General features: G+C 61.6%; 17 protein-coding genes and 1 tRNA gene. 10 read left to right on the plus strand and 8 right to left on the minus strand.

Annotation, left to right across the window (positions count from 1 at the left end; all coding sequences use genetic code 11):
• Positions 1-3 precede the first annotated feature (3 nt).
• The 3 genes from NQ050_RS04435 to can are packed head-to-tail and all read right to left on the minus strand — an operon-like array spanning position 4 to position 4,161.
• Positions 4-714, minus strand: a complete 711-nt coding sequence (locus NQ050_RS04435) for a glutamine amidotransferase (protein WP_257038080.1) — start codon at positions 712-714, stop codon at positions 4-6.
• Positions 715-720: 6 nt separating this feature from the next.
• Positions 721-1,293, minus strand: coding sequence for a TetR/AcrR family transcriptional regulator (locus tag NQ050_RS04440; protein ID WP_257038081.1), 573 nt, complete (start codon positions 1,291-1,293; stop codon positions 721-723).
• A gap of 54 nt (positions 1,294-1,347) precedes the next feature.
• Entirely contained in the window at positions 1,348-4,161 is a 2,814-nt protein-coding gene (gene can, locus NQ050_RS04445; RefSeq protein ID WP_257038082.1) for an aconitate hydratase, read from the minus strand.
• A gap of 804 nt (positions 4,162-4,965) precedes the next feature.
• On the opposite strand from can, the gene NQ050_RS04450 reads away from it, so the two are divergent.
• Together NQ050_RS04450 and NQ050_RS04455 are read left to right on the plus strand one after the other, a co-directional pair.
• The gene (locus NQ050_RS04450; protein ID WP_306428478.1) at positions 4,966-6,600 is read left to right on the plus strand and encodes a DIP1281 family NlpC/P60 protein; all 1,635 of its coding nucleotides are present in this window, start codon (positions 4,966-4,968) and stop codon (positions 6,598-6,600) included.
• 121 nt (positions 6,601-6,721) lie between these two features.
• Positions 6,722-7,852, plus strand: coding sequence for a ferrochelatase (locus NQ050_RS04455; protein WP_257038084.1), 1,131 nt, complete (start codon positions 6,722-6,724; stop codon positions 7,850-7,852).
• On the opposite strand, the gene NQ050_RS04460 is transcribed toward NQ050_RS04455, so the two are convergent.
• Positions 7,816-8,571: a hypothetical protein gene (locus NQ050_RS04460; RefSeq protein WP_257038085.1), complete on the minus strand. Its 756-nt coding sequence runs from the start codon at positions 8,569-8,571 to the stop codon at positions 7,816-7,818. The two genes, NQ050_RS04455 and NQ050_RS04460, sit on opposite strands and share 37 nt — an antisense overlap.
• A 34-nt stretch (positions 8,572-8,605) precedes the next feature.
• Between NQ050_RS04460 and NQ050_RS04465 the strand changes: the two genes are divergently transcribed.
• Genes NQ050_RS04465 through NQ050_RS04475 form a run of 3 tightly spaced genes read left to right on the plus strand, consistent with a single transcriptional unit; the run spans position 8,606 to position 11,187 of the window.
• The gene (locus NQ050_RS04465; RefSeq protein ID WP_373456406.1) at positions 8,606-9,445 is read left to right on the plus strand and encodes a DUF3097 domain-containing protein; all 840 of its coding nucleotides are present in this window, start codon (positions 8,606-8,608) and stop codon (positions 9,443-9,445) included.
• Between the two features lie 23 nt (positions 9,446-9,468).
• A complete protein-coding gene (locus NQ050_RS04470; RefSeq protein WP_257038087.1) occupies positions 9,469-9,894 on the plus strand; it encodes an NfeD family protein in 426 nt (141 codons plus the stop codon).
• 9 nt (positions 9,895-9,903) lie between these two features.
• Positions 9,904-11,187: an SPFH domain-containing protein gene (locus NQ050_RS04475; RefSeq protein ID WP_257038169.1), complete on the plus strand. Its 1,284-nt coding sequence runs from the start codon at positions 9,904-9,906 to the stop codon at positions 11,185-11,187.
• Here the strand turns inward: NQ050_RS04475 and NQ050_RS04480 are convergent.
• Entirely contained in the window at positions 11,184-11,786 is a 603-nt protein-coding gene (locus NQ050_RS04480; RefSeq protein WP_257038088.1) for a MarR family transcriptional regulator, read from the minus strand. The genes NQ050_RS04475 and NQ050_RS04480 overlap by 4 nt on opposite strands.
• Positions 11,787-11,814: 28 nt before the next feature.
• Entirely contained in the window at positions 11,815-12,510 is a 696-nt protein-coding gene (locus tag NQ050_RS04485) for a TVP38/TMEM64 family protein (RefSeq protein ID WP_257038089.1), read from the minus strand.
• A gap of 249 nt (positions 12,511-12,759) precedes the next feature.
• Between NQ050_RS04485 and NQ050_RS04490 the strand changes: the two genes are divergently transcribed.
• The 3 genes from NQ050_RS04490 (at position 12,760) to meaB (ending at position 17,986) form a co-directional block, all read left to right on the plus strand.
• Complete coding sequence (locus NQ050_RS04490; protein ID WP_257038090.1) at positions 12,760-14,571, plus strand: methylmalonyl-CoA mutase family protein; 1,812 nt, start codon at positions 12,760-12,762, stop codon at positions 14,569-14,571.
• 6 nt (positions 14,572-14,577) lie between these two features.
• A complete protein-coding gene (gene scpA, locus NQ050_RS04495; protein ID WP_257038091.1) occupies positions 14,578-16,776 on the plus strand; it encodes a methylmalonyl-CoA mutase in 2,199 nt (732 codons plus the stop codon).
• A 100-nt stretch (positions 16,777-16,876) separates the two neighbouring features.
• A complete protein-coding gene (meaB, locus tag NQ050_RS04500) occupies positions 16,877-17,986 on the plus strand; it encodes a methylmalonyl Co-A mutase-associated GTPase MeaB (RefSeq protein WP_257038092.1) in 1,110 nt (369 codons plus the stop codon).
• On the opposite strand, the gene NQ050_RS04505 is transcribed toward meaB, so the two are convergent.
• Entirely contained in the window at positions 17,958-19,403 is a 1,446-nt protein-coding gene (locus NQ050_RS04505; RefSeq protein WP_257038093.1) for an SDR family oxidoreductase, read from the minus strand. The two genes, meaB and NQ050_RS04505, sit on opposite strands and share 29 nt — an antisense overlap.
• 82 nt (positions 19,404-19,485) lie before the next feature.
• A tRNA-Leu gene (locus NQ050_RS04510) sits at positions 19,486-19,571 on the minus strand.
• 415 nt (positions 19,572-19,986) lie between these two features.
• Between NQ050_RS04510 and NQ050_RS11190 the strand changes: the two genes are divergently transcribed.
• Positions 19,987-21,573 (plus strand): ABC transporter ATP-binding protein, encoded by a 1,587-nt coding sequence (locus NQ050_RS11190; protein ID WP_306428473.1) that lies wholly within the window; start codon positions 19,987-19,989, stop codon positions 21,571-21,573.
• Positions 21,570-23,393 (plus strand): ABC transporter ATP-binding protein, encoded by a 1,824-nt coding sequence (locus NQ050_RS04525; RefSeq protein WP_257038094.1) that lies wholly within the window; start codon positions 21,570-21,572, stop codon positions 23,391-23,393. Before NQ050_RS11190 ends, NQ050_RS04525 begins: the two co-directional genes overlap by 4 nt.
• Positions 23,394-23,395 lie beyond the last annotated feature (2 nt).

Genomic DNA, 23,395 nt, shown 5'->3' on the forward strand with positions numbered 1-23,395 from the left:
ATGTTACTCGCAATAGGCTACGAAGTTGCGCAGCACCTGGTGTGCGCCGTCGTATGTGTATTTGTGGGTAGTTGCCACAATTGTGTCGTAGTCGGCGGGGGAGAAGTAGCCGTAGTCGTAGTAGAAGTCCATCCGGGTTTGCAGCGCGTCGGCGTCCATCTCGGCGTGGAATTGGCAGGCCCAGGTGCTGGCGTTGGCGCGCACGATTTGGATCGGGCAGGTGGGGCCGGTGGCAAGGAGTTCCACTCCGGTACCGACGCTCGCAGCGTTCTCGGTGTGCCCGGTGACCGCGAGGAATTCGGCGGGGAGGCCGGAGGTGATGGGGTCGTTGAGGCCAGCTTCGGTGAGTCGGACGACGGTGGGCCCTGAGTCTTCCGCCCATTCCCTGTTCACTGATCCTCCGGTGATGCTGGCTACGAAGGTGTTGCCGTAGCAGAGGAAGAACACAGGCAGGGGGTTGGCTAGGAGTGCTTCAAGCTCTTTGTGTACTTGGAGTTGCCAGTCGTCGTATTCAGGTGAGGTGACCAGCAGCGGGCTGCCGCCTACGATGATGCCGTCAAATCCAGCCGTGTCCCCTACGGTCTTGGTGGCGTCGTCAAGCATTCGGTGGGTCACTTGGTCAGGGGTGAGCCCGGTTGCTTTGAGGACGTCTTGGTATTCTGCGGCGGCGATGTGTTCGCCTTTGCGTGGGGAGACGAGCAGGATGTTGACCATAACGGGCTAGTGTACTGCATGCGCGCGCACGGATTGTTCCACGAGGCTGAGTACGGCTTCTAGGTCTTCGGTGGGGGCACCTGAGGCTAGGCGGGTGATGAACCCGTCGAGCATCGTTTCCAGATATGTGTGTAGTACAGAGATGGGAACGTCGTCTCGCATCCGCCCTGATGCGGCGTTGGCTTCAAGTCGTGCGCGGACCGCTTGATCCAGTACTTGTTGGTGTGCTTGCCACCTGGCGCGGAATGTGGGGTCGGTGCGTAGCATTTTGGTGATTTCGAGGCGTGTTGCGAGCCAGTCGTGGCGTTCGGGGTGGGCGAGCATGTCACGCATCACTGCTACTAGGCCGTTTGCGGCTACTACTTCTGCCATGCGGGTGGCGTCTTCTCGCGCGAGGGCGAGGAAGAGGTTTTCTTTGTCACCGAAGTGGTGGAAGATTGCGCCGCGGGATTTCCCGATGCTTTCTTCCAACCTGCGCACGGTCGCTGATTCGTAGCCGTATTCGGCGAAGCAGCGCCGTGCGCCTTCAAGGATTTCCTGGCGCCGTTGCGTGAGCTCGGTGGTGCTAACGATTGGCATTGGGGATCTCCTTGGGTGGAAAAAAAGGGGGCACGCAGCCCCCCTTTTATGGTGTTACGCCTTGATCATCTGGCGCAGCACGTACTGCAGGATGCCGCCGTGGCGGTAGTAGTCGGCTTCACCTGGGGTGTCGATGCGCACAACAGCGTCGAATTCAACCTTCTCGCCGTTTTCCTTCGTGGCGGTGACGTGCACGGTCTTCGGGGTGCGGCCTTCGTTGAGCTCCTCGATACCGGTGATATCGAAGGTCTCGTGGCCGTCGAGGCCCAGGGACTCGTGGGATTCGCCCTCAGGGAACTGCAGTGGGATCACACCCATGCCGATGAGGTTGGAGCGGTGGATGCGCTCGAAGGACTCGGTGATCACGGCCTTCACACCGAGCAGGTTGGTGCCCTTTGCAGCCCAGTCGCGGGAGGAACCGGTGCCGTACTCCTTGCCACCCAGCACCACCAGTGGGATGCCGGCTGCCTTGTAGTTCTGGCAGGCGTCGAAGATGAAGGACTGTGGCTTGTCTTCCTTGGTGAAGTCCAAGGTGTAGCCGCCGGTGACGTCCACGAGCTGGTTTGCCAGACGGATGTTGGCAAAGGTGCCGCGCATCATGACCTCGTGGTTGCCGCGGCGGGAACCCAGCGAGTTGTAGTCATTGCGCTCCACACCGTTGGCGTCCAGGTACTGGGCGGCTGGGGTGCCCGGCTTGATGGAGGACGCAGGGGAGATGTGGTCGGTGGTCACGGAGTCGCCGAGCTTCGCCAGCACGCGTGCGCCGGTGATGTCGGTGACAGGCTCTGGGTCGATGCCCATGTCATCGAAGTATGGAGCCTTACGGATGTAGGTGGAGGCCTCGTCCCACTCGAAGGTGGAGCCGGTTGGGATCTTGATGGCCTGCCACTGCTCGTCGCCCTTGAATACGTCTGCGTAGTCGGCCTCGTAGAGCTCGCGGGAGATTGCGGAAGCAATGGTCTCTTCGATCTCTTCGGTGGATGGCCAGATGTCGCGCAGGAACACGTCGTTGCCGTCTTGGTCCTGGCCAAGTGCCTGGGTTTCAAAGTCAAAGTCCATGGTGCCGGCGATGGCGTAGGCGATGACCATGATTGGGGAGGCCAGGTAGTTCATCTTCACGTCTGGGGAGATGCGGCCTTCGAAGTTGCGGTTGCCGGAGAGGACGGCGGTCGCGGCGAGGTCGTGCTCGTTGATTGCTTCGGAGACTTCCTCTGGAAGCGGGCCGGAGTTACCAATGCAGGATGCGCAGCCGAAGCCGGAGAGGTAGAAGCCCAGGGCCTCGAGGTCCTTCCAGAGGTCGGCGCGCTGGTAGTAGCCGTCCACAACCTGAGAGCCTGGTGCACAGATGGTCTTGACCCATGGCTTTGCCTTGAGGCCCTTTTCATTTGCCTTGCGGGCAATGAGGCCTGCACCCACCATGACGGATGGGTTGGAGGTGTTGGTGCAGGAGGTGATGGAAGCGATGGCCACCATGCCGTGGTCGAGAGTGAACTCGCCGCCGTTGGGGGACTGCACGGTTACTGGCTTGGAAGGGCGGCCGGTTGCGCCGGCTGCTGCGGACTCGCCGTTGCCTGCGCGGGAGGAGTTGAAGCCAGCCTCGCGCACTGGTGCTGGGTCGTTGCCTTCGCCTTCCGCACCCATCTTGATGGCTGGGATGGACTCGTCGCGGCACACCTCGTCGGTGGTGTAGGAGGTGAGGTCCTTGCGGAACTGCTCCTTTGCCTCGGACTGCAGGATGCGGTCCTGTGGGCGCTTGGGGCCGGCGATGGATGGGACAACGGTGGAGAGGTCCAGTTCGAGGTACTCGGAGTACTCTGCCTCAGGTGCGTCCTGCTCCAGCCACATGCCCTGTGCCTTTGCGTAGGCTTCAACGAGCTCGATCTGCTCTTCTGGGCGGCCGGTGAGGTGGAGGTACTTGATGGTTTCCTCGTCGATCGGGAAGATCGCACAGGTGGAGCCGAACTCTGGGGACATGTTGCCGATGGTGGCGCGGTTTGCCAGTGGGATGGACTTCACACCGTTGCCGTAGAACTCCACGAACTTCTGCACCACGCCGTGCTGGCGGAGCATGTCGGTGATGGTGAGCACCACGTCGGTTGCGGTCACGCCGGCTGGGATCTCACCGGTGAGCTTGAAGCCCACAACGCGTGGGATGAGCATGGACACTGGCTGGCCGAGCATTGCAGCCTCAGCCTCGATGCCGCCCACACCCCAGCCCAGGATGCCCAGGCCGTTTTCCATGGTGGTGTGGGAGTCGGTGCCAATACAGGTGTCTGGGTAGGCCAGACCTTCGTTGTCAAAGACCACGCGAGCCAGGTACTCGATGTTCACCTGGTGGACGATGCCGGTTCCTGGAGGAACCACGCGGAAGTTGGAGAAGTTCTCCGCACCCCAGCGCAGGAACTGGTAGCGCTCTTCGTTGCGCTCGTACTCGATCTCAACGTTCTTCTCCAGTGCATCGGAAGCGCCGAAGGCCTCGATGATCACGGAGTGGTCGATCACCATTTCTGCTGGGTTGAGTGGGTTAACCTTGTTTGGGTCGCCACCCAGGGTCTTCACGGCCTCACGCATGGTGGCGAGGTCCACCACACAAGGAACGCCGGTGAAGTCCTGCATGAGCACGCGTGCAGGGGTGAACTGGATTTCCACGCTTGGCTCAGCGCTTGGGTCCCAGTTTGCGATTGCCTGGATGTGTTCGGTGGTGATGTTTGCGCCGTCTTCGGTGCGCAGGAGGTTCTCACCAAGAACCTTCAGGGAGTAAGGAAGTTTCTCCATGCCTTCCACAGCGCTGAGGGCGAAGTAGTCGTAAGACTTCCCGCCAACTTCAAGCTTCTGCTTGGCGTTAAAGGAGTTCTTGCTTTCGGTCACAGTGAGCTCCACTTCATATAGGAAATGTTGATTTTCTGCAGGTGATCGTTGCGCGCGCAGCAAAAGGCGCGTCGCCTCACGCACATCCTAACAGTACGGCTGTCCTGTTGTGGTGGATTCACCCCGTATGGGCGCGGTGGAGCTTCCGTTTGGCGTTGGCATCCACCCACAAACGGGGCTGTATCTTCCGCTGCGCAGGCGTGTTACGACGAGCCCAGCGCCGCAGCGTTCCCCAACATCGTGTGGCTGCGGGACGGAATCAAGCTACAAGGGTAGAGAGTGACTTAGATCAAGTTTGTATCATTTACTATCCTGAAGCAACGGTTGAGGGTTGGTGAGTAGTTCGGTACGGAGAAGTCAATGCGCCACGCCGGACAGTATTGAAAATGTAACTTAAATCACAGTAACGTTTTGGCAACAATATCGTCGCAGGTCAGACACGCCCCTGTGAAAATTGGGACTTATGTGACGCAGGTTTTCTAGCGGGATTGGTTAAAACCGATGCAGACAAAGTGACGCAAGTGCTTTATGGTTCAAATGTCGGCTCACGGGTCGATCCCAGAAACTTGACTTTCATTTCCTATGGAGGATGGACTTCGGAACTGGGACTCAAAGGAAGCAAGAACCTTTCGCGCATGTGGGGAAGCACGCGCTGGAATAATCAAGTTTGCCTCCTAGACCCTGTGAGCCGTTTGAGAACTTGAGGAGTCAAACATTGGCTCCAATATGAATGCTCTAGGAGACCACGTGACTCGTTTGGCTTTGACCCCAACGGCGGCGGCGCGCCCAACCCGCCAGTTGGCGATGGCAGGCACCCGTATCGCAGCCGTCACTGTTGCCGCCGCGGTTGCTTTTTCACCGCTCGCGTACGCACAGCCCGCGAACCCAAGCGATGCAGAGATCGCAGCCGCACAGGCTGCAGTCGGTTCTTCTGAGGCGTCTGTGGCGCAACTCGCTACTTCTATTTCTGCCGCCGACGGACAAATCTCCTCGATTGAGCTGACCATCGGTAGCCTCCGCGAAGCCGTGAACAAGGCCCTAGTGGACTTGGACGTGGCGCAGCAGGCTGCTGAGCAGGCCCGCCAGGAAGTGACCTCCGCGCGCGGTGATTTGGATGCGACTCAGGAGGAGATCGCCAAGGCGCAAGCCGCCCTCAATGAGATTTCTCGCTCCCAGTACCGCCGTTCTGCTTCTGCTTCAGGCGTGGGTGCGGTGTCAGGCAATGCCACCACCGAGGACGCTCTGGCTCGCCAAACCTATCTCCGTGTGAACGCTGACAAGCAGCGGGAGGTCATTGCTACTTTGGATCGCCTGCGCACCGAGCAGGCGAACAACGATTCTCGCCTCCGCGAGGCCCGCAACGTGGCAGAGCTGCGCGCTGGCGAAGCAGAGCAGGCCCGCGCAACCGTGCAGTCGGAGATGGACCGCTCCAACGCCGAGCTCGAGGCAAAGCTGGCAGAGCACGCAGCCCTGATTGCACAGCGCGTAGAGGCGCAGCGTGAGCTTGATGCTGCTCGCGGCCAGGTCACCGAGCTGGAGAACCAGCGCACTGAATACGAGCAGTACCTCGCTGCAGAGGAAGCCCGCAAGAAGGCTGAGGAAGAGGCTCGGAAGAAGGCTGAGGAAGCTCGCCGTGCGGCCGAGGCAGCCGCAGCGGCACAGCGTGCTGCCGAAGAAAAGGCCGCCAAGGAGGCCGCGGAGCAGGCCGCTCGTGAAGCCGAGGCCGCTGCAGCCCGTGAGGAACAGGCACGCCGAGAGTCCGTGGCGGCAGCAGAGGCACTGGTCAGTGCAACCACCACCGCACCCCAGGCGCAAACCCCTGCTGAGACCCCGGCCAGCGAGCCTACCACCGCTGAGCAGGCAGAGGATGACCTCTATGTGACCCTCGAAGATGCAGCAGGCGCAGCGGGCGCAACCGGTACCGAATCCTCCGTGATCCCAAGTGAATCTGCTTCCGCACCGGCAACGAGCGCGGCGTCGGCAAGCGCTTCCACTCCCGCGGTGACTTCCGGAAACCGTGAGGAAAAGATTGAGGCCGTGATTTCTCGCGCGATGGCGCAAATTGGCACCCCCTACGCCTGGGGTGGTGGCGATGCGAATGGCCCAACCCGCGGTATTCGGGACGGTGGCGTTGCCGACTCCTACGGTGATTTCAACAAGGTGGGCTTTGACTGCTCCGGCCTGGTGCTCTACGCATTCGCTGGCGTTGGCATTGAATTGCCGCACTACACCGGCTACCAGTACCAGCGCGGCACCAAGATCAACCCATCCGAGATGCAGCGCGGTGACCTGATCTTCTACGGTCCCAATGCTGAGCAGCACGTGGCCATCTACCTTGGCGACGGCCAGATGCTCGAGGCGCCAAACTCCGGCTCCACTGTCCGCATCTCCCCAGTGCGCTGGTCTGGGATGAGCCCGTACGCAGTGCGCCTGATCTAAGGGCACGCCCTAAGGTCCCGACACCCCGTACCAACCTCACCGCCATGGTGGGGCAAGGTACGGGGTGAAGTTGTTTGTCCAACTTTCGTTTGAAGCGAGGGTTCTTCTATGCTGTTTCCTTATGGGTCCGCACACAACTTCTGAGTACGTTCCGGCAAGCATTCCCGTTGAGGAAATCGACGCTTTATTGCTGTTGTCTTTCGGCGGTCCCGAGGGCATGGATGAGGTCCGCCCGTTCCTGGAAAACGTCACCGCTGGGCGCGGTATCCCTCCGGAGCGCCTTGATGAGGTGGGTGCCCACTATTACCACTTCGGTGGCGTCAGCCCACTCAATGCGCTCAACCGGGAGATGATCGCCAACATTGAGCAGGAGTTGCGTTCTCGCGGGATGGATATCCCCGTGTACTTTGGCAACCGCAACTGGAAGCCCTACGCGGGGGATGCGGCCCGCGAGATCGCCCAGGCCGGCCACCAGAACGTGGCAGTGTTCGCCACCTCCGCATGGGGCGGCTACTCCGGCTGCTACCAGTACGATGAGGACATCCAAAAGATGCGGGCGCTCATCGCCGAAGAAGGCCTGAGCGAGGTGCACTTTTACAAGCTCAGCCAGTTTTTCGCGCACCCAGATTTCCTGGACATGCAGGCGCGAGCCACCCGCGCGGCATTTGCAGAACTTGGGTTTGCTGATCCGCAGCTCGCGGCGGCTTCAGCGCAAGCGCGCCTGGTGTTCACCGCTCACTCCATCCCGGTTCCCGCTGATGAGGGCTCCGGGATCGCCTCCGACGGCACGCTCTACTCCAATCAGGTCGCTCAAGCCGCTGCGGGCACCGCCCAGCGACTGGGCATCACGGACTACGACGTTGTGTGGCAGTCCGCCTCTGGCAACGGCCGCATTCCGTGGCTCGAGCCGGACATCGTGGACCACGCGGAAGCGCTCCACCACCAGGGCGTAAGCGCGGTGGTCGTGGTGCCGATTGGTTTCATTTCCGATCACATGGAAGTGGTTTGGGATTTGGATAATGAGCTGGCCGACGCCGCCAAGGACCTAGGCATGCAAGTCGCCCGCGCGGCCACCGTCGGTCCGTGGCCGGAATTCGCAGCCTTGGTGGTGGATTTGGTGCAGGGGCTTTCGGCTCCGGGGGACATCCCCGTAGAGGGCCCGGTAGCTCAGCGCGGCTGCACCGTGGACGGTGCGCCCTGCGCAGTGGGGTGCTGTCAGCCTCGCAAGCGCCCCCACTCGGCGCAGCAGTAGCTCACCGCGGCCATGCGGGCCAGGCGAATCGGCCTGCCCAGGCCAAGGAGCTCTGGGTCAAAGGTGTGATCGCCTAAGCGGTCCACCACTGTTTCCACGATCGCTGCAACGCGGTCCGCGCGCGCAATGAGTTTGCCCGCCCGCGGCGGCACCTCTGGGGGTAGCCCCGCGGGGTTTTCATAAAAGTCCTGCAACGTTCCCACCGTGAGCCGCGGATTTGCGTGGCTTGATGTCCCGTGGTCCATTGATTCGATGAGCTGGGCGGCAGTGTTGGTGGCTTGGGTGAGCAGGGCGTCGGCGTCGCCGGGGCTCAAAAATGCCCGCGTCCGCAAGGGGCCGTGCATCTCCGATTCCCACAGCGTGACCTCCGGCAGAAACTTCGGAGTGAGCAACATCGCTTCCTCCTGAGCGTTCAGGATTGCTATCGCTGCTGTCTGACCTGCGTCGTGGGTGTTACCTGGCCCGGCGAGCAGCAATTCCACCCGCGGGTGGTGGGGCTCTAACCCCAACTCCCGCCCCTGGTCCTTATCGAGCTCGGCGTGCCTTCGCACGTACGCCGCCAGCTCGGTGAGGCCCTGCCCGTCTGGGGTGGTGAAAAGCCCGCCGAGCTGCTCGAGTGCCTCGCTGAGCGCGTCGAAACTTTGCTGATGATACAGCCAAGCTGCCCACCATATCGCTGCGTTTTGGGTTGGGGAGTAGACATGTGCGCGCAAATCCATGATTGCTCAAGCCTAGCCGATACCCTTGGAGCCTATGGATCCGTATAGTGGCGACATTTTGCAAGGACACCAACGCAAGCAACCGCGGCAATTTCCGCAGGTACCGGCCAAGCCGGGCGAGGTCGTGGAAGTGCTCGCCGATGGTTATGTGGGTGCCGTAGTGGGGTTTGAGCGCACCTACGACGGCGACTTCGTGCGCCTGGAGGACCGCCGCGGGGCAACCAGGATTTTCAAGATGCGCCCCGGCGCGTTCATGATCGACGGCCAGCGCGTGACCCTCACTCGATATGTGGAGCAGCGCGACCCCCGCCAGAACCGTTCCAACTCCGGTTCGCGGCGCGTGGAAAACGTGCAGGCCAAGGTGGCGGCGCCGTCGCGGATCTGGGTGGAGGGCATTCACGACGCGGCCATTGTGGAAAAGGTTTGGGGGCACGACCTGCGTGTTGAGGGTGTGGTGGTGGAGTACCTAGAGGGTCTGGACAATTTGGAGGCGAGGCTCAACGAGTTCGGTCCGTCGCCACAACGGCGGGTGGGGGTGCTCGCTGATCACTTGGTGGAGGGTTCCAAGGAATCGCGCCTGACCGAGCAGGTGGGTCCAGATGTGCTGGTGACAGGGCATCCATTCATTGACATTTGGGCGGCCGTCAAGCCGGAACGCCTGGGGCTGCGCGCGTGGCCGGAGGTTCCCTATGGTGAGGATTGGAAAACAGGCGTGTGCCGCCGCGTGGGGTGGAGTGACCCCAAGGAGGGCTGGAATCGGGTGTATTCCGCGGTGAGCACCTACAAGGATTTGGACACGACGTTGGTCGGCGCCGTGGAGCGCCTCGTGGATTTTGTCACCACCCCGAGCCTTTCCAAGGCCGACCTGATGTAGCAAACGTCTGTATCCTTTAGTCCGTGGGTGCATTAATTTGGTTAGTAGTTGCCATTGTGCTCGCCGGCATTGAGATTTTCGCTGGTGAGCTGACGTTTCTGATGCTTGCTGGCGGCGCCTTGGCTGCCGCGGGCGTTGGGCTTGCGGATGTTCCCGTGTGGGTGGAGGTCGTGGTGTTTACGGCCGCCTCCATCGGGCTGCTGTTTTTTCTCAAGCCGGTGCTGCGCCGGAGATTGCAGACACAACCTCTCCAGGCCCATGACACCAAGGCGCTGGTCGGTTCTTCTGCCAGCGTGGTGGAGCAGGTCAGTGCAGCCGGGGGAATTGTGCGTCTCGACGGCACCTTTTGGTCCGCGCGCCCGCTGGATTCCAGTGAGGTGTTCGAGGACGGGACCATGGTGCAGGTTGTACAAATTGATGGATCCACGGCAGTCGTAGTCAAAGCCTAAGAATTGAGGATCGACGTGAGTTTTGAATTAATCTTTGTCGCGGTGCTCTTATTGTTCGCACTGGTGGTGGTAGCTCGCTCGATTGTGCTGGTACCACAGGGTGAAGCAGCGGTGATCGAACGCTTGGGAAGTTACACCCGCACCATTTCTGGCGGGATTTCTCTCCTTGTGCCCTTCGTGGACCGCGTGCGCGCCAGGGTTGATACCCGTGAACGCGTGGTGTCCTTTCCGCCGCAGGCTGTGATTACCCAGGACAACATTACGGTGGCCATTGATACCGTGGTGACCTTCCAGATCAACGAACCCGAACGCGCCATTTATGGCGTGGACAACTACATCGTGGGTGTGGAGCAGATCAGTGTGGCGACGCTTCGTGACGTCGTGGGTGGCATCACCCTGGAAGACGCCCTCGTGTCCCGTGAGATGATCAACCGCCGCCTGCGCGGCGAGCTGGACGCTGCCACCACCAAGTGGGGCCTGCGCATTTCCCGCGTGGAGCTCAAGGCAATTGATCCACCACCATCCATCCAGCAGGCCATGGAGCTGCAGATGCGTGCGGAGCGTGAGAAGCGCGCCACCATCTTGGCGGCCGAGGGTAAGCGCGAGGCGGACATCCGCACAGCTGAGGGTGAAAAGCAAGCGCAGATCCTGGAGGCTGAGGGCTCCAAGCATGCAGCCATCCTGGCTGCGGAGGCAGAACGCGAGTCCACCATTCTGCGCGCCGAGGGCCACCGTGCGGCAAAGCTGTTGGAGGCACAGGGTGAGGCGCGCTCGATCCAGAAGGTCAACGCCGCCATCAAGGCCGCTCAGGTGACCCCAGAGGTGCTGGCCTACCAGTACCTAGAGAAGTTGCCACAGCTCGCCCAGGGCTCCGCGTCCACCATGTGGATGATCCCAATGCAGTTCGGGGATTCCCTGGAGCAGTTTGCAAAGGCCCTGGCCAACAAGGGCGAAGACGGGGTGTTCCGCTACGAACCCACCCCTGCGGATCAACACTCACTGGACATCGCCTCTGAGGACGATCACGAAGCCTGGTTCAACACCAACAGCAACCCAGAAATCCAAGCCGCACTCGCCGAGGCCAACAAGGTGGCCAAGCAAACCGTGGATGAAGCAGTGGCTAACACCGCGGTGCCCAATGTTGAGGCCAATGTTGAGGCTGATGCGTCCATAGCGCCAAAGCAGCTCGAGCAGCTCGAGCAGGACCAGGGATTCGGCAACCCCTCCGCGACAGCCACTGAGCAGCCCCGGCACCTTGCTGCTGAAACGGAGCCGGGGACAGAGACGAACTAGCGCGCCTGACTCAGCAGCGAAAGCGCAATCTGATAGCCAGCCAACTCAGCCTGCCAACCGGCAGCCTGTAAGCGCTGGCTCATCGCTTGCTTGGAGATCCCCAATTCTTCTGCGGCCTCATTCTGATTGAGGCCGGCGCGCATGAGGCTGGTTGCCTCCCGGCCTTCCGCGGTGCGCTTTGCCAGGATGTAGGCGAGCATGGTGAAAGTGCCGGAGATGTTGCTGGCGAGCTGTTGCTCGCCCTGGCCGTAACCCTGTATGGCCACCTTCACGCTTCCCGCGCGGGCATGCGCCCCGAGCTCCCGTTGGGCGAGGAGTTGTGCGGCGCTGGGGGCGTCGGACGCCGCTCCAAGTTCCGGCAGAGGCGAGCCTTCGCCGGCAACGGCTGCGATGCTTACTGCCCAGTCGCCCGCGGATAGCAGCGCCATGGTGGTGTCGGTGACAGCCGCGGCGGTGTGGATTTCCGCTGAGATGTCCTCCACGCCAAGCACCTGGAATTCGCCGACTCCCTCCAGGGTGGAGAGTGCTTTGGCTGATTGGGTCACAAACTGTGCGCGGCGGCGTTCGCGGCCACGATAACGGGCATGCAGTGCGTACATAATGTCCACAGCATAGCAAGGTCTACGCTCAGGGCTTGACTGGAATGCGGGTGTCGAGGATCAAACCCAGAATCCCCAGCGCCGCGAGGCCAAGTGTGGCAAGCAGGATTTGGGTGTCGGCACCGGTGGCTAGAGAGTTGCCGAGCAGTACCGTGACCACCGTGCCCGGCGCGGAGCCCACCAGCGTAGCCACGGTGAAGCCAAGAGCAGGCACGGGGCTGAGCGCTGCAACATAATTGAGGATGGAAAACGGCACCGCCGCAATCATCCGGAGTGCGGTGATGGATGCCCAGCCCCGCTTGTGTAGCCGGTGAGAGACGCCGCGCACCGCCGGATGGGCAAGGCGCGGACGCATCCAGTTGCCAAGCAGGCGGCGCACGATGAGCAGTGAAATCAGCGCGGAGACGGTGGTTGCCGCAAGGGCGACGCCGACGCCGAGCGCAGGCCCAAAGAGCACACCGGAACTCAATGTGAGCACGGTGCGGGGGATGGGAAATTGAGTGATGGCCACGTAGAGGGCAAAGAAGCTGAACACAAACCAACTGCCCTGCTGCATGGACCACTGTTGGAGGGTGTGCAGGCTCGGGATGTCTGCCACCACCGTGATCGCCACGAAGGCAGTCCCGGCGGCGCTGACCGCTAGTTTCTTCCACGCAGGCCAGGCTGCAACGGTGTTGAATCCGTCACGAAAAACTCCACGGAGAAACTCGAGAAAACTGTTCACCTTGGATAACTCTAGCGGTGGTGTGGGTTTGGTTGGGGTTCATGTCTGTTTGGGGGGTGTTTGAAGAAAAATCCCGTGGCTTTGCGGCTACACTCTAAAACGTGCTGTGAGGCGCCGGTCACCCCGTGGTTGCCCTGTGCCTTTGCGCCACAAATTTGCCAACAATTCACAGTTTTGTCCGTGCTCTTCTCTGCTCATCTGTGGCGGATGTGGAGCCTGAATGAACCAAAAAGGGGAGAGGGTCCACTCGTGACTGACACACGATTTACCCAAACCGAGGAATTCGAAGCCAAGCAGCAGGCTTGGTACAAATCTGTGGCCAGCGTGTTTGCGCGCATTCAAAAGAAGGACGTTGCAGACGTTCCTCTTGATGTGTGGCGCAAGCTCGTTCGGACCACCTATGACGGCATTGAAGTCAACCCCCTCTACAACCGCGTCGATGAAGTTCGCGAGGCAGCAGCACCAGGTGAGTTCCCATTCACCCGCGCAGCAGCCGGCGCTGGCGCACAAGAGGGCGTGGGCTGGGGCGTCACCGAATCCTTCGGCGCAAACGCAACAAACGCTGAGCTGCTCGCGGCTCTGGAAAACGGCACCACTGACCTCGTCATCTACGGCGAGCCAATCCTTGCCGAGCTGCTCAAGGGTGTGCTGTTCCAGTACGCACCCGTCCGCCTGAACGCAGGTGTGGCTACCGCGAAGCAGGCTCAGGCACTTTACGAGCTTGTCGACGCGCAAGAGGGCACCCCGGTGCGTCTGGAGCTCGGCGCCTCGCCGCTGACTTCTTTGGTTGATGGCTCCCCATCTGTGGATCTTGACGCCGCTGTGGAACTGGCAAAAGAGGCTGCAAACCGGGAAAACACCCGGGCGATTCTGGTGGACGCCGTATCGCTTTCCAACCAGGGTGCAACTGATGGCGAGGAAATCGGCCTCGCAATCGCCGCGGGTGTGGATTACCTGCGCGCTCTGACAGATGCCGGCCTGAGCGTCGAGCAGGCTCTGGGCCAGCTTTCCTTCCGCTACGCGGTCAGCGATGACCAATTTGCGCAGATCTCCAAGCTGCGTGCCGCCCGTACCCTGTGGGCTCGCGTTGCAGAGGTGCTGGGTGCCGCTGAGCACGGCTGCGCACCACAGCATGCCCTGACCGCACCGGTGATGTTCAGCCAGCGCGATCCATGGGTGAACATGTTGCGTTCCACTGTGGCCGCCTTCGCAGGCGGTGTGGGTGGCGCTACCGATGTTGAGGTGCTCACCTTCGACTGGGCAATCCCAGGTGGCCTGCCCAACACCTCCCGCACGTTTGCGCACCGCATTGCCCGCAACACCAACCTGTTGCTCCTGGAAGAGTCCCACCTGGGCCACGTGATCGACCCAGCCGGCGGTTCCTACTACGTGGAGCAGCTCACCAACCAGCTCGCCGAGAAGGCTTGGGCGGTGTTCCAGGATATCGAGTCCAAGGGTGGCTTTGCTCAGGCCGTTGAGGCGGGTGCAGTAAAGGAACTGCTGGATGCTTCCCATGAGAAGGTGCGCAATGACATCGCGCACCGCACCAAGAAGCTCACCGCAATCAACGAGTTCCCGAACCTTGCAGAGGCCGCGCTTCCTGCGGACCTCCGCGTGGAGCCAACCCATGTGCGCCGCTGGGCAGCGCAGTTCGAAGCTATGCGCAACCGTTCGGACGCTTTCCAGGAGGTCAAGGGCAACCGCCCACGGATCGCCCTGATCCCACTTGGCCCGTTGGCCAAGCACAACATCCGCACCGGCTTTGCCACCAACCTGCTGGCTTCTGGCGGCATTGAGGCTTTGAACCCAGGCCAAGTTGTGCCTGGTACCCCTGAATTTGATGAGGCAGCCAAGGCTGCGCCAATCGCAGTGATCTGCGGTACTGACGCCGAGTATGTGGCCAACGGCAAGGAGGCCTTCGAGGCCCTGCGCGCCGCAGGTGTGGAGCACATCCTCGTTGCGGGCGCACCGAACGATGAGTTCACCGCAGACGGTTACCTCAACCTAAAGATCGACGCAGCCGCAGAGCTTGAAGCGCTGCTTGAAAAGTTGGGAGCGTAAGCCACCATGAGCACCATCCCGAATTTTGCACAGACCCCAGCAACCCCAGAGCACTCCGGCGCTACCGACGCCGCCGCGCTGCGCGAGCAGGTGTGGACCACCCCTGAAGGCATCGACGTCCCCCGCGTGTTCAACCGCGAGGACCGCGATGATTCCGTGGCCGCCGAGCAGCTCGATTCCTTCCCCGGTATGCCACCGTTCATGCGTGGCCCATACCCCACGATGTACACCAACCAGCCGTGGACCATCCGCCAGTACGCTGGCTTCTCCACTGCTGCGGAGTCCAACGCCTTCTACCGTCGTAACCTCGCCGCCGGCCAAAAGGGCCTCTCCGTGGCCTTCGACCTGGCCACCCACCGTGGATACGACTCCGACAATGAGCGCGTAGTTGGTGACGTCGGTATGGCCGGCGTTGCCATCGACTCGATCCTGGACATGCGCCAGCTCTTCGAGGGCATTGACCTGGGCAACGTTTCCGTGTCCATGACCATGAACGGCGCGGTGCTGCCAATTCTGGCGCTGTACATCGTTGCCGCTGAGGAGCAGGGCGTGCCGCCGGAGCAGCTCGCCGGCACCATCCAGAACGACATCCTCAAAGAGTTCATGGTGCGTAACACCTACATTTACCCACCAAAGCCCTCCATGAGGATCATCTCCAACATCTTCGAGTACACCTCCTTGAAGATGCCTCGCTTCAACTCCATCTCCATCTCCGGCTATCACATCCAGGAAGCTGGTGCGACCGCTGACCTGGAGCTGGCATACACCCTGGCTGATGGTATTGAGTACATCCGTGCAGGCAAGGAAGTGGGCCTGGACGTAGACAAGTTCGCACCACGCCTCTCCTTCTTCTGGGGCATTTCCATGAACACCTTCATGGAGATCGCAAAGCTGCGCGCTGGCCGCCTGCTGTGGAGCGAACTGGTTGCCAAGTTCGATCCAAAGAACCCCAAGTCGCAGTCTCTGCGTACCCACTCCCAGACCTCCGGTTGGTCCCTGACCGCCCAGGACGTCTTCAACAACGTGGCCCGCACCGCCATCGAAGCAATGGGCGCAACCCAGGGCCACACCCAGTCCCTGCACACCAATGCACTGGACGAGGCACTGGCGCTGCCAACGGACTTCTCTGCTCGCATCGCCCGCAATACCCAGTTGCTGCTGCAACAGGAATCCGGCACCACCGCCCCTGTTGATCCTTGGGCCGGCTCCTACTACATCGAGTGGCTCACCGAGCAGCTCGTTGAGCGTGCACGCAAGCACATCGAAGAGGTGGAGGCCGCGGGTGGTATGGCCCAGGCAACCATCGAGGGCATCCCCAAGCTGCGCATCGAGGAATCCGCTGCCCGTACCCAGGCACGCATTGACTCCGGCCGCCAGGCCCTGATCGGCGTGAACAAGTACGTGGTTGAGGAAGACGAGCAGATTGAAGTGCTCAAGGTGGACAACACCAAGGTGCGTGCAGAGCAGATCGCAAAGCTCGAGCAGCTCCGTGCAGAGCGCGATGAGGCAGAGGTGCAGCGCGCACTCGACGCCCTGACCGCCGCAGCCCAAAACGAGCACAAGGAGCCAGGTGACCTGGAGCAAAACCTGCTCAAGCTCTCCGTGGACGCCGCTCGCGCAAAGGCAACCGTCGGTGAGATCTCTGACGCCTTGGAGAAGGTCTTTGGCCGCCACGAGGCTGAGATCCGCACGCTTTCCGGCGTGTACAAGGAAGAAGTTGGCAAGGAGGGCACCGTGGATAACGTGGAGAAGGCCATCCGAATGGCTGACGCCTTTGAGGCTGAGGAAGGCCGCCGCCCACGCATCTTCATCGCCAAGATGGGCCAGGACGGCCACGACCGCGGCCAGAAGGTCGTTGCATCCGCATACGCTGACCTCGGCATGGACGTAGACGTCGGACCGCTGTTCCAGACCCCAGCCGAGGCAGCCCGCGCGGCTGTGGATGCCGACGTCCACGTCGTCGGCGTGTCCTCCCTCGCCGCAGGCCACCTCACCCTGGTGCCTGCGCTTAAGGAGGAGCTGGCCAAACTTGGCCGAGAGGACATCATGATCGTGGTTGGTGGCGTGATCCCACCGGGCGATTTCCAAGAGCTCTACGACGACGGTGCCGTGGCAATCTACCCACCAGGCACCGTGGTTGCGGAGTCGGCGATCGACATGCTGACCAAGCTGGCAGCCAACCTTGGTATTGAACTCGACGTCTAGCAGTCGCTGAGTCATACCAGCAGGTAGTCCACCTCGAACACACCGGCCCCTCATGAACATGTGCGGGGCCGGTGTTGCCACATTCAAGGAGCACCCCACCATGAACGAGTTTTTGGAACACCACCTAGGATCGCTGCTCACCACCGCGGGAACCGACCTCGGTGAGGCAACCGCAGTGGCCCCGGAGGTGATCAAGCGCGCACGCAGGCGCATAGACATCGACGAGCTCTTTGAAGGAGTGCGCAGCCGCAACCGGACCCTGATGTCTCGGGCAATCACCCTGCTGGAATCCACCGCGCCGGCGCACCGTGTGCTCGCCCAAGAGCTGCTGGTCCGCTTGCTGCCGTTTTCCGGCAACGCCTTGCGAGTTGGCATCACCGGCGTACCAGGCGTGGGCAAGTCCACGTTCATTGAGGCGCTCGGCATGAAACTCATCAACGACGGTCACAAGGTGGCGGTGCTCGCCATCGATCCATCCTCCACCAAGACCCGTGGATCGATCCTGGGTGACAAGACCCGTATGGCAAAGCTGGCCCGCGAGGACGATGCCTTCATCCGTCCCTCACCCTCCGCGGGCACACTCGGCGGCGTAGCCAAGGCAACCAGGGAATCCATGGTGGTCTTTGAAGCCGCAGGTTACGACGTCATCCTGGTAGAAACCGTAGGCGTGGGCCAATCCGAGGTGGCGGTGAGCCAGATGGTGGACTGCTTCACCTTCCTCGCACTCGCCGGAGCCGGCGACCAGCTCCAAGGCATCAAGAAGGGTGTGCTGGAGATGGCGGATCTCATCGCCATTAACAAAGCCGACGGCCCCAATCTGAAAAACGCCAAACGCGCTGCGCGCGAGCTGGCCGCAGCCATGCGCATGGTCCGCCAGGAGGACGCGCTCTGGCATCCACCCACCATCACCATTTCCGCGATTGAGCACCAGGGAATTGATGATTTTTGGCAGGTGGTTCAGGATCACCACGCGGTGATGCTGGAATCAGGCCGCTTTGAGCACAACCGCCGCGAACAGCAGGTGCAGTGGATGTGGTCCATGGTGCACGAAACCCTGCTCCAGCGCCTCAACACGAACCCGGACGTCATCAGCGCCTCGAAGTTGGCGGAACGCCAGCTCCGCGACGCCCAGATCACCCCAACGCTCGCGGCGCAGCGGGTGCTGGATGCCTTCGACGGCGTTACCACGGATGAGGGCGGTAATCCTTAAGGAAACAGCCGTAGAGGTCCACGCCGTTTTCGCCCTGCACGATGGGGTCGTACACCCTGGCGGCTCCATCAACGAGGTCGAGCGGGGCGCGGAATCCCTCCTTGTGGAGGCGCTGCTTGGTGGTGTGCGGGCGTTCGTCCGTAATCCACCCAGTGTCCACGGCGGTGACCAGCACGCCGTGCTCCACGAGCTCCCCGGCCACTGTCCGGGTGAGCATGTTGAGCGCGGCTTTCGCCATGTTGGTGTGTGGGTGCCCGGGCCCCTTATAGCCGCGGCCGAACACGCCTTCCATCGCCGAAACGTTAACCACATACTTCCTCCGCGCCTTCGCTGCGATGAGCGCCGGGCGCAGCCGGTTCAGCAAAATGAACGGGGCAGTGGCATTGCAGAGTTGCACCTCGAGCATTTCAATAGGATCGACCTCGCCCACCTTGGCCACCCAGGAGTTGTGGCTCACCAAATCAGGGATTAACCCACCTGCGTCTACGGTTTGCTCCGTGTGTGCCCCGGCCTGCAGCGCGAGCATGCTCTCGTCTACCCAGCGTTGCGCTGCGGTGGCGCTTTCGAGCTGTTGGGGGTGCAAATTGTGGGTGGGGCCGTAGCTCAGCACCTTGACCTCCGCTGCGGCGCCGGTGAGTGCGGCCTGCTCGGCGTCGATAAGCCCACTGTAGGCTCCGGGGCTGCGCCGGACTGTCTGCGCGGCGTTGTTGATCAGGATGTCTACGGGTGCTTTGGCGAAGTCTTCCGCGAACTCGGCGACGCGAGCGGGGTTACGCAGGTCAATGCCAACGACGTTCAGGCGGTGCAGCCACTCGGAGGAGTCGGCTACTGCGGCGAACCTGCGGGCGGCGTCGGCGGGGAAGCGGGTGGTGATGGTGAGGTCGGCGCCGTCGCGCAGCAGCTTCAACGCGATATACATGCCGATTTTTGCCCGTCCGCCGGTGAGGAGGGCGCGCCTGCCGCTGAGGTCCACGGAGGCCTCGCGGCGCAGGCGATTGTCCGCGGCGCAATCCGGGCAGAGCTGGTGATGGAAGCTATCCACTAAGGTGTAGGGCTTCTTGCAGACGTAGCAGTTCTGCGCTTTCCGGAGCTTGCCGGCGAACCCGTGCGGCGTGGCTACCGCGCCGGCTTCGAGCGCAACCGGCTTTTGGCCCAAGGGGGAGATGAGGAGTCCGGCGGTTTCGTCGTCTACTCGATTGGCGCTGGCTGTGGCGGTGCGACGGAGGATCTGTTCGTCAGCGTTGCGGCGTTCCTGTTTGGCCTCCTGGCGGCGCGCCTTCTTCCACTGTTTGTAGAGACCGGAAAGTGCCTTTCGGAGCTGCTGGGCTTCGGGGGAGTCCTGGTTGAGCTCGGCGGCTGCTTCAAGCACGCGAAGTGTGGTGGCCAGGTCTTTCTGCGTGATCCGTGTGTGGTCCATGGTGCCCTTCGGCGGCAAGGGGTGTAGGTGAACAAAAAATCTCGCAACACCCTGGTGGGTACTGCGAGACTTCGATATGTTGTGCCCGAGGGGGGACTTGAACCCCCACGTCCGTTAGTAGGACACTAGCACCTCAAGCTAGCGCGTCTGCCATTCCGCCACCCGGGCTTTGGGTGTTGTTCAGCCTTTCGGCTGGGCACTTGCATAACTATAAAGGTATGCGCGTGTAACCACAAATCGCCTTGTCAAAGGTGTGTTTGTGGGGTGCTGGTGGGTGGGATCCGCACAGCCTGGGTCCGGATTTGGGTCTTGGGTATTGGGGGTTTGGGTTTCGGCTGTTGGGGCCGTCTTTGGCGTTGGTCGATAGGTTAAAGTCGATAGGCCGTGGCGTTGGTCGATAGGACGGCCATTTTTGGGAAAAACGCGTCCTATCGACTTTGGGCTATCGACCAACGCGTCCTATCGACCAACGCGCCCGCGCGCAAATTGGCCCCACAGTCCCACAGCCTCACAGTCCCACAGCCATCCGCAGAGCGCTCTCTGGAATCCTTTGCATACTCTTCCTTTTGCTAATCTGCCATTCATGAATACTGCACGTCCGGCCCGCCAGTGGCGCTTGTGGCGCTGGTACGTTCCCAGCCAACCACCACCGCAAAAAGAACCACAAACGGCAGCGGAATCCCAGCCCACCGATACCTGGATGTTTGGCACACCGAAGCAGTTCGCACGCAACGTGGTGTTTCGTGAACCCGGCGCGGTTGCGCTCACGATCTCCGGCATAGTGGTCTCCGCCCTCCTAGGGGCCCTGGTGCCCAAGCTGCTGGGTTGGATCATCGACCATAACTTCACCCTCAGTTCTCCGCTCTTGGCTCTGGGGATCCTCGGGGGCTTTGTACTGCTGTTTTACTTCCAAATTTGGGCTGAGGCGATGGCGGATGCATTTGGAACGCTCTCGATCCGCAGGATTATGCATGGGTTGCGGATGTGGCTGACCGGGCGTTTGCTTTCCGCTGATGAGATCACCGAGGGCCCGGGTGCTGTGGTGAACACGGTGGATGCGGACGTCGCTACCCTTGCTGAAACCCGTGAGATCTTCAATTTTCCGGTGATGATGATCGGCTACCTGCTTGGTGCCGTGGTGGTGGTTGGGCCGATTTCGTGGGTTGTGGCGGTGATGTTCGTCGCTGGTGCAGCGCTGACGGCGGCGGCAAGTATTCTCACGTCTTCTCCGGTCACGGGAATTGCGCAGCGGCGTCGCCAAGCCGAGGCAGATGCCGCGGGCTTCGCCACCGATTTGGCGCAGGGGTCGCGGGTGGTCAAGGGCCTAGGCGCCGTTGAGACTTCCCAGGCACAGTTCGAGCGCAAGCTTGAGCTCGCGTTGAAGTTGGGCCTGCAGGAAAACGCCCTGGTGTCCAAATTGGGCTTTATCCGCCAGATTGTCCCGGCCTTGTGCATGGGCGTGGTGGCCGCATATTCCGGCATCAAGCTGGCCCGCGGCGAATTCACCGCCGGCGAGTTCCTCACCATCACCATGCTCGCCCCGCCCGCATTCGATGCGTTGGGCAAGAGCCTCGACCTGGCGGTGAACTGGTGGGCGCGCGGTGTGGCCTCGGCGGGCAGGATCGAAACGTTGTACGGTGCGGCGAAAAGCGGTGACGACGCCGCCACCGCCGCAGCCACTAACGTCGCTCTGCCGCATGAGGGCAGCGCCGGGCTTGAGGTGTGGCCGCAGGACGCGCGTTCCCAGGAACGGGCCGCTGCGTTGCGCGCCCTTCCGGGCGTGCTTGCGCCCCCGCACCAGGCGCATTTGTTCGAGGCTACGCTGCGCGAAAATGTGGATCCTTTGGGCCAACACAGTGATACGCAGGTGCACGCGGCGCTGGAGGCGGCCTGTGCGCAGGACGTGGTACGCAGGCTCGGCGGCTTCGGGCCGGACGGCGCGCTGCCCAGCACTCCGGTGGGGGAGGCCGGCCTGAATCTTTCGGGCGGCCAGCGCCAGCGCGTGGCCTTGGCCAGGGCGTTGTTGGCTCAGCCAAAGGTGTTGCTGTTGGATGATCCCACCACCGGCTTGGATGCTTTGACCTTGGACAAGGTGGTGCGCAACGTGAAGGAGTTTCGGGCCGGAAAGACCACTATTGTGCTGACGAATTCGAGGTTGTGGAAGCAATGACGTCTCCTGAAACACACCAGGACAGCCTGCTGCAGGATAGCCTCAAGCCGGCGAGCGTCCGTGAAGTTTTGCGCTACCTGGCAACCTTGGATCATCCGCTCAACCGCAAGTGGTGGTTGGGGATGAGCTTGCTCAACCTCGTGGTGTTGAGCTTTATGGTGTCCACCACCACGGTGCTCGGCTACTCAGTGGATGTGGTCACGGGCACCCCGGTGTGGCCCTTCGGTGAAGGCACTGATGCGCTCGTTGGGGTCATTGTCACGGTGTGTCTACTCTTCTTGGCGGATGCCTTGGGCAGGGCAGCTTCGAGCTATTTCATTGGCAAAAAGTTACGCACCTTGGCGGTGGATCTTCGGCGGAAAACCCTGCACGCGGTATTGCAGGCGCCAATTCCCGCGATCATGGAGCTGGGTACAGGCAACGTGATCACCCGCATGACCAGGGACATTGAAGAACCGCTGCGGATTTTCGGCTGGATTGGCCAGAGGATCTTCCTCACCGCGTTCCTCCTCCCGATGACCTTCATTTCCCTGGTCTTGTTGGATTGGCGCTTCGGCCTGGTGGTAGTCCTGATGATCGCCATTATGTACTTGCCCGTGCGCGCCGTGATTGTGAGGCTGCCGGAGTACGCCAATTCGGTGTCTGTGGCGGAGTCGCGCCGTAACGCAACGCAATTGGATACGCTGCGCGGCCTCGGCACAATTCGCGCGTTTGGGTTCGGCACCTGGGCTGCACAGCGCTTTGAACGCGACTCCTGGGTAGCAGTCCGCGCCGAGGCAACCAAACTGCCGCTCATTCTCCGGTTGCTGCAATTCGGCCAACTCGCCTACGCCCTGTGGTTCCTAGGCGTGCTGTTCGCTGCGATCTGGCTGGTCCAGGAGGACGCGATTACCTTGGGCCAGGCGTCGGCAGCGGTGTTTTTGGTCTTCCGCGCGGAAGTGCACATCTTCAACGTGATGTTCTTTACCGGGGAAATCCAGCAGTCTTTTACCTCCCTGGGGCGCGTGGTTGCGCTGGCAACGATCAACCCCGAAAAGAACCTCCCTTACCCCGAGCCACTCAACGAGCCGGTGGAAATCCGGATGTCAAACCTGGGTTTTGCCTACAGCCATGGCGCCAAGGTGCTCGAAGGACTGAACCTCACCCTGGCCCCCGGCAGCACCACGGCGCTGGTGGGCACGTCCGGAGCGGGAAAATCCACCCTGGCACAGTTGATCGCCGGCCTGCATGCCCCCACCGAGGGCAGCATCACGGTGGGCGAGCACAACATTGCCCAGGTAGACCCGGATTGGGTGGCACAAAACATCACCCTGGTGTCTCAGGAAAATCACGTGTTCTCCGGCACGCTACGCGAGGACTTGCGCCTGGCGGCTCCAGAGGCTTCCGACGAACACCTGTTGCACGCCCTCGCCGAGGCAGGGTTGGATCAGGAAAGTGTGGCGTTCCAGCGCGCGTTCCCTCAGGCGTTAGACACACTCGTGGGGGCTAATCACCACGAGCTCCCTCCCGAAATTGCCCAGCACATCGCTCTAGCCAGGGTGGTGCTCAAACAGCCGAAGGTGCTCATTTTGGATGAGGCAACCAGTGAGGCCGGCAGCGATACAGCCCAGGCGTTGGAGGATGCAGCCACCAGGATCGTTGCGGGTTCCACCGCGCTCGTGGTGGCCCACCGCCTTAACCAAGCCGTGGACGCGGACCGAATTCTGGTGATGAGTGAGGGGAGCATCGTGGAAGATGGCACGCACGCGGAGCTGCTCGCACTTGGCGGGCGCTACGCACAGTTGTACGCGCGGTGGAGTGGGGGTAACCAAACTGTGTGAAG

Origin of the sequence: Corynebacterium sp. 122RC1 (genome assembly GCF_024580955.1) — a bacterium.
Taxonomy (GTDB): domain Bacteria; phylum Actinomycetota; class Actinomycetes; order Mycobacteriales; family Mycobacteriaceae; genus Corynebacterium; species Corynebacterium kozikiae.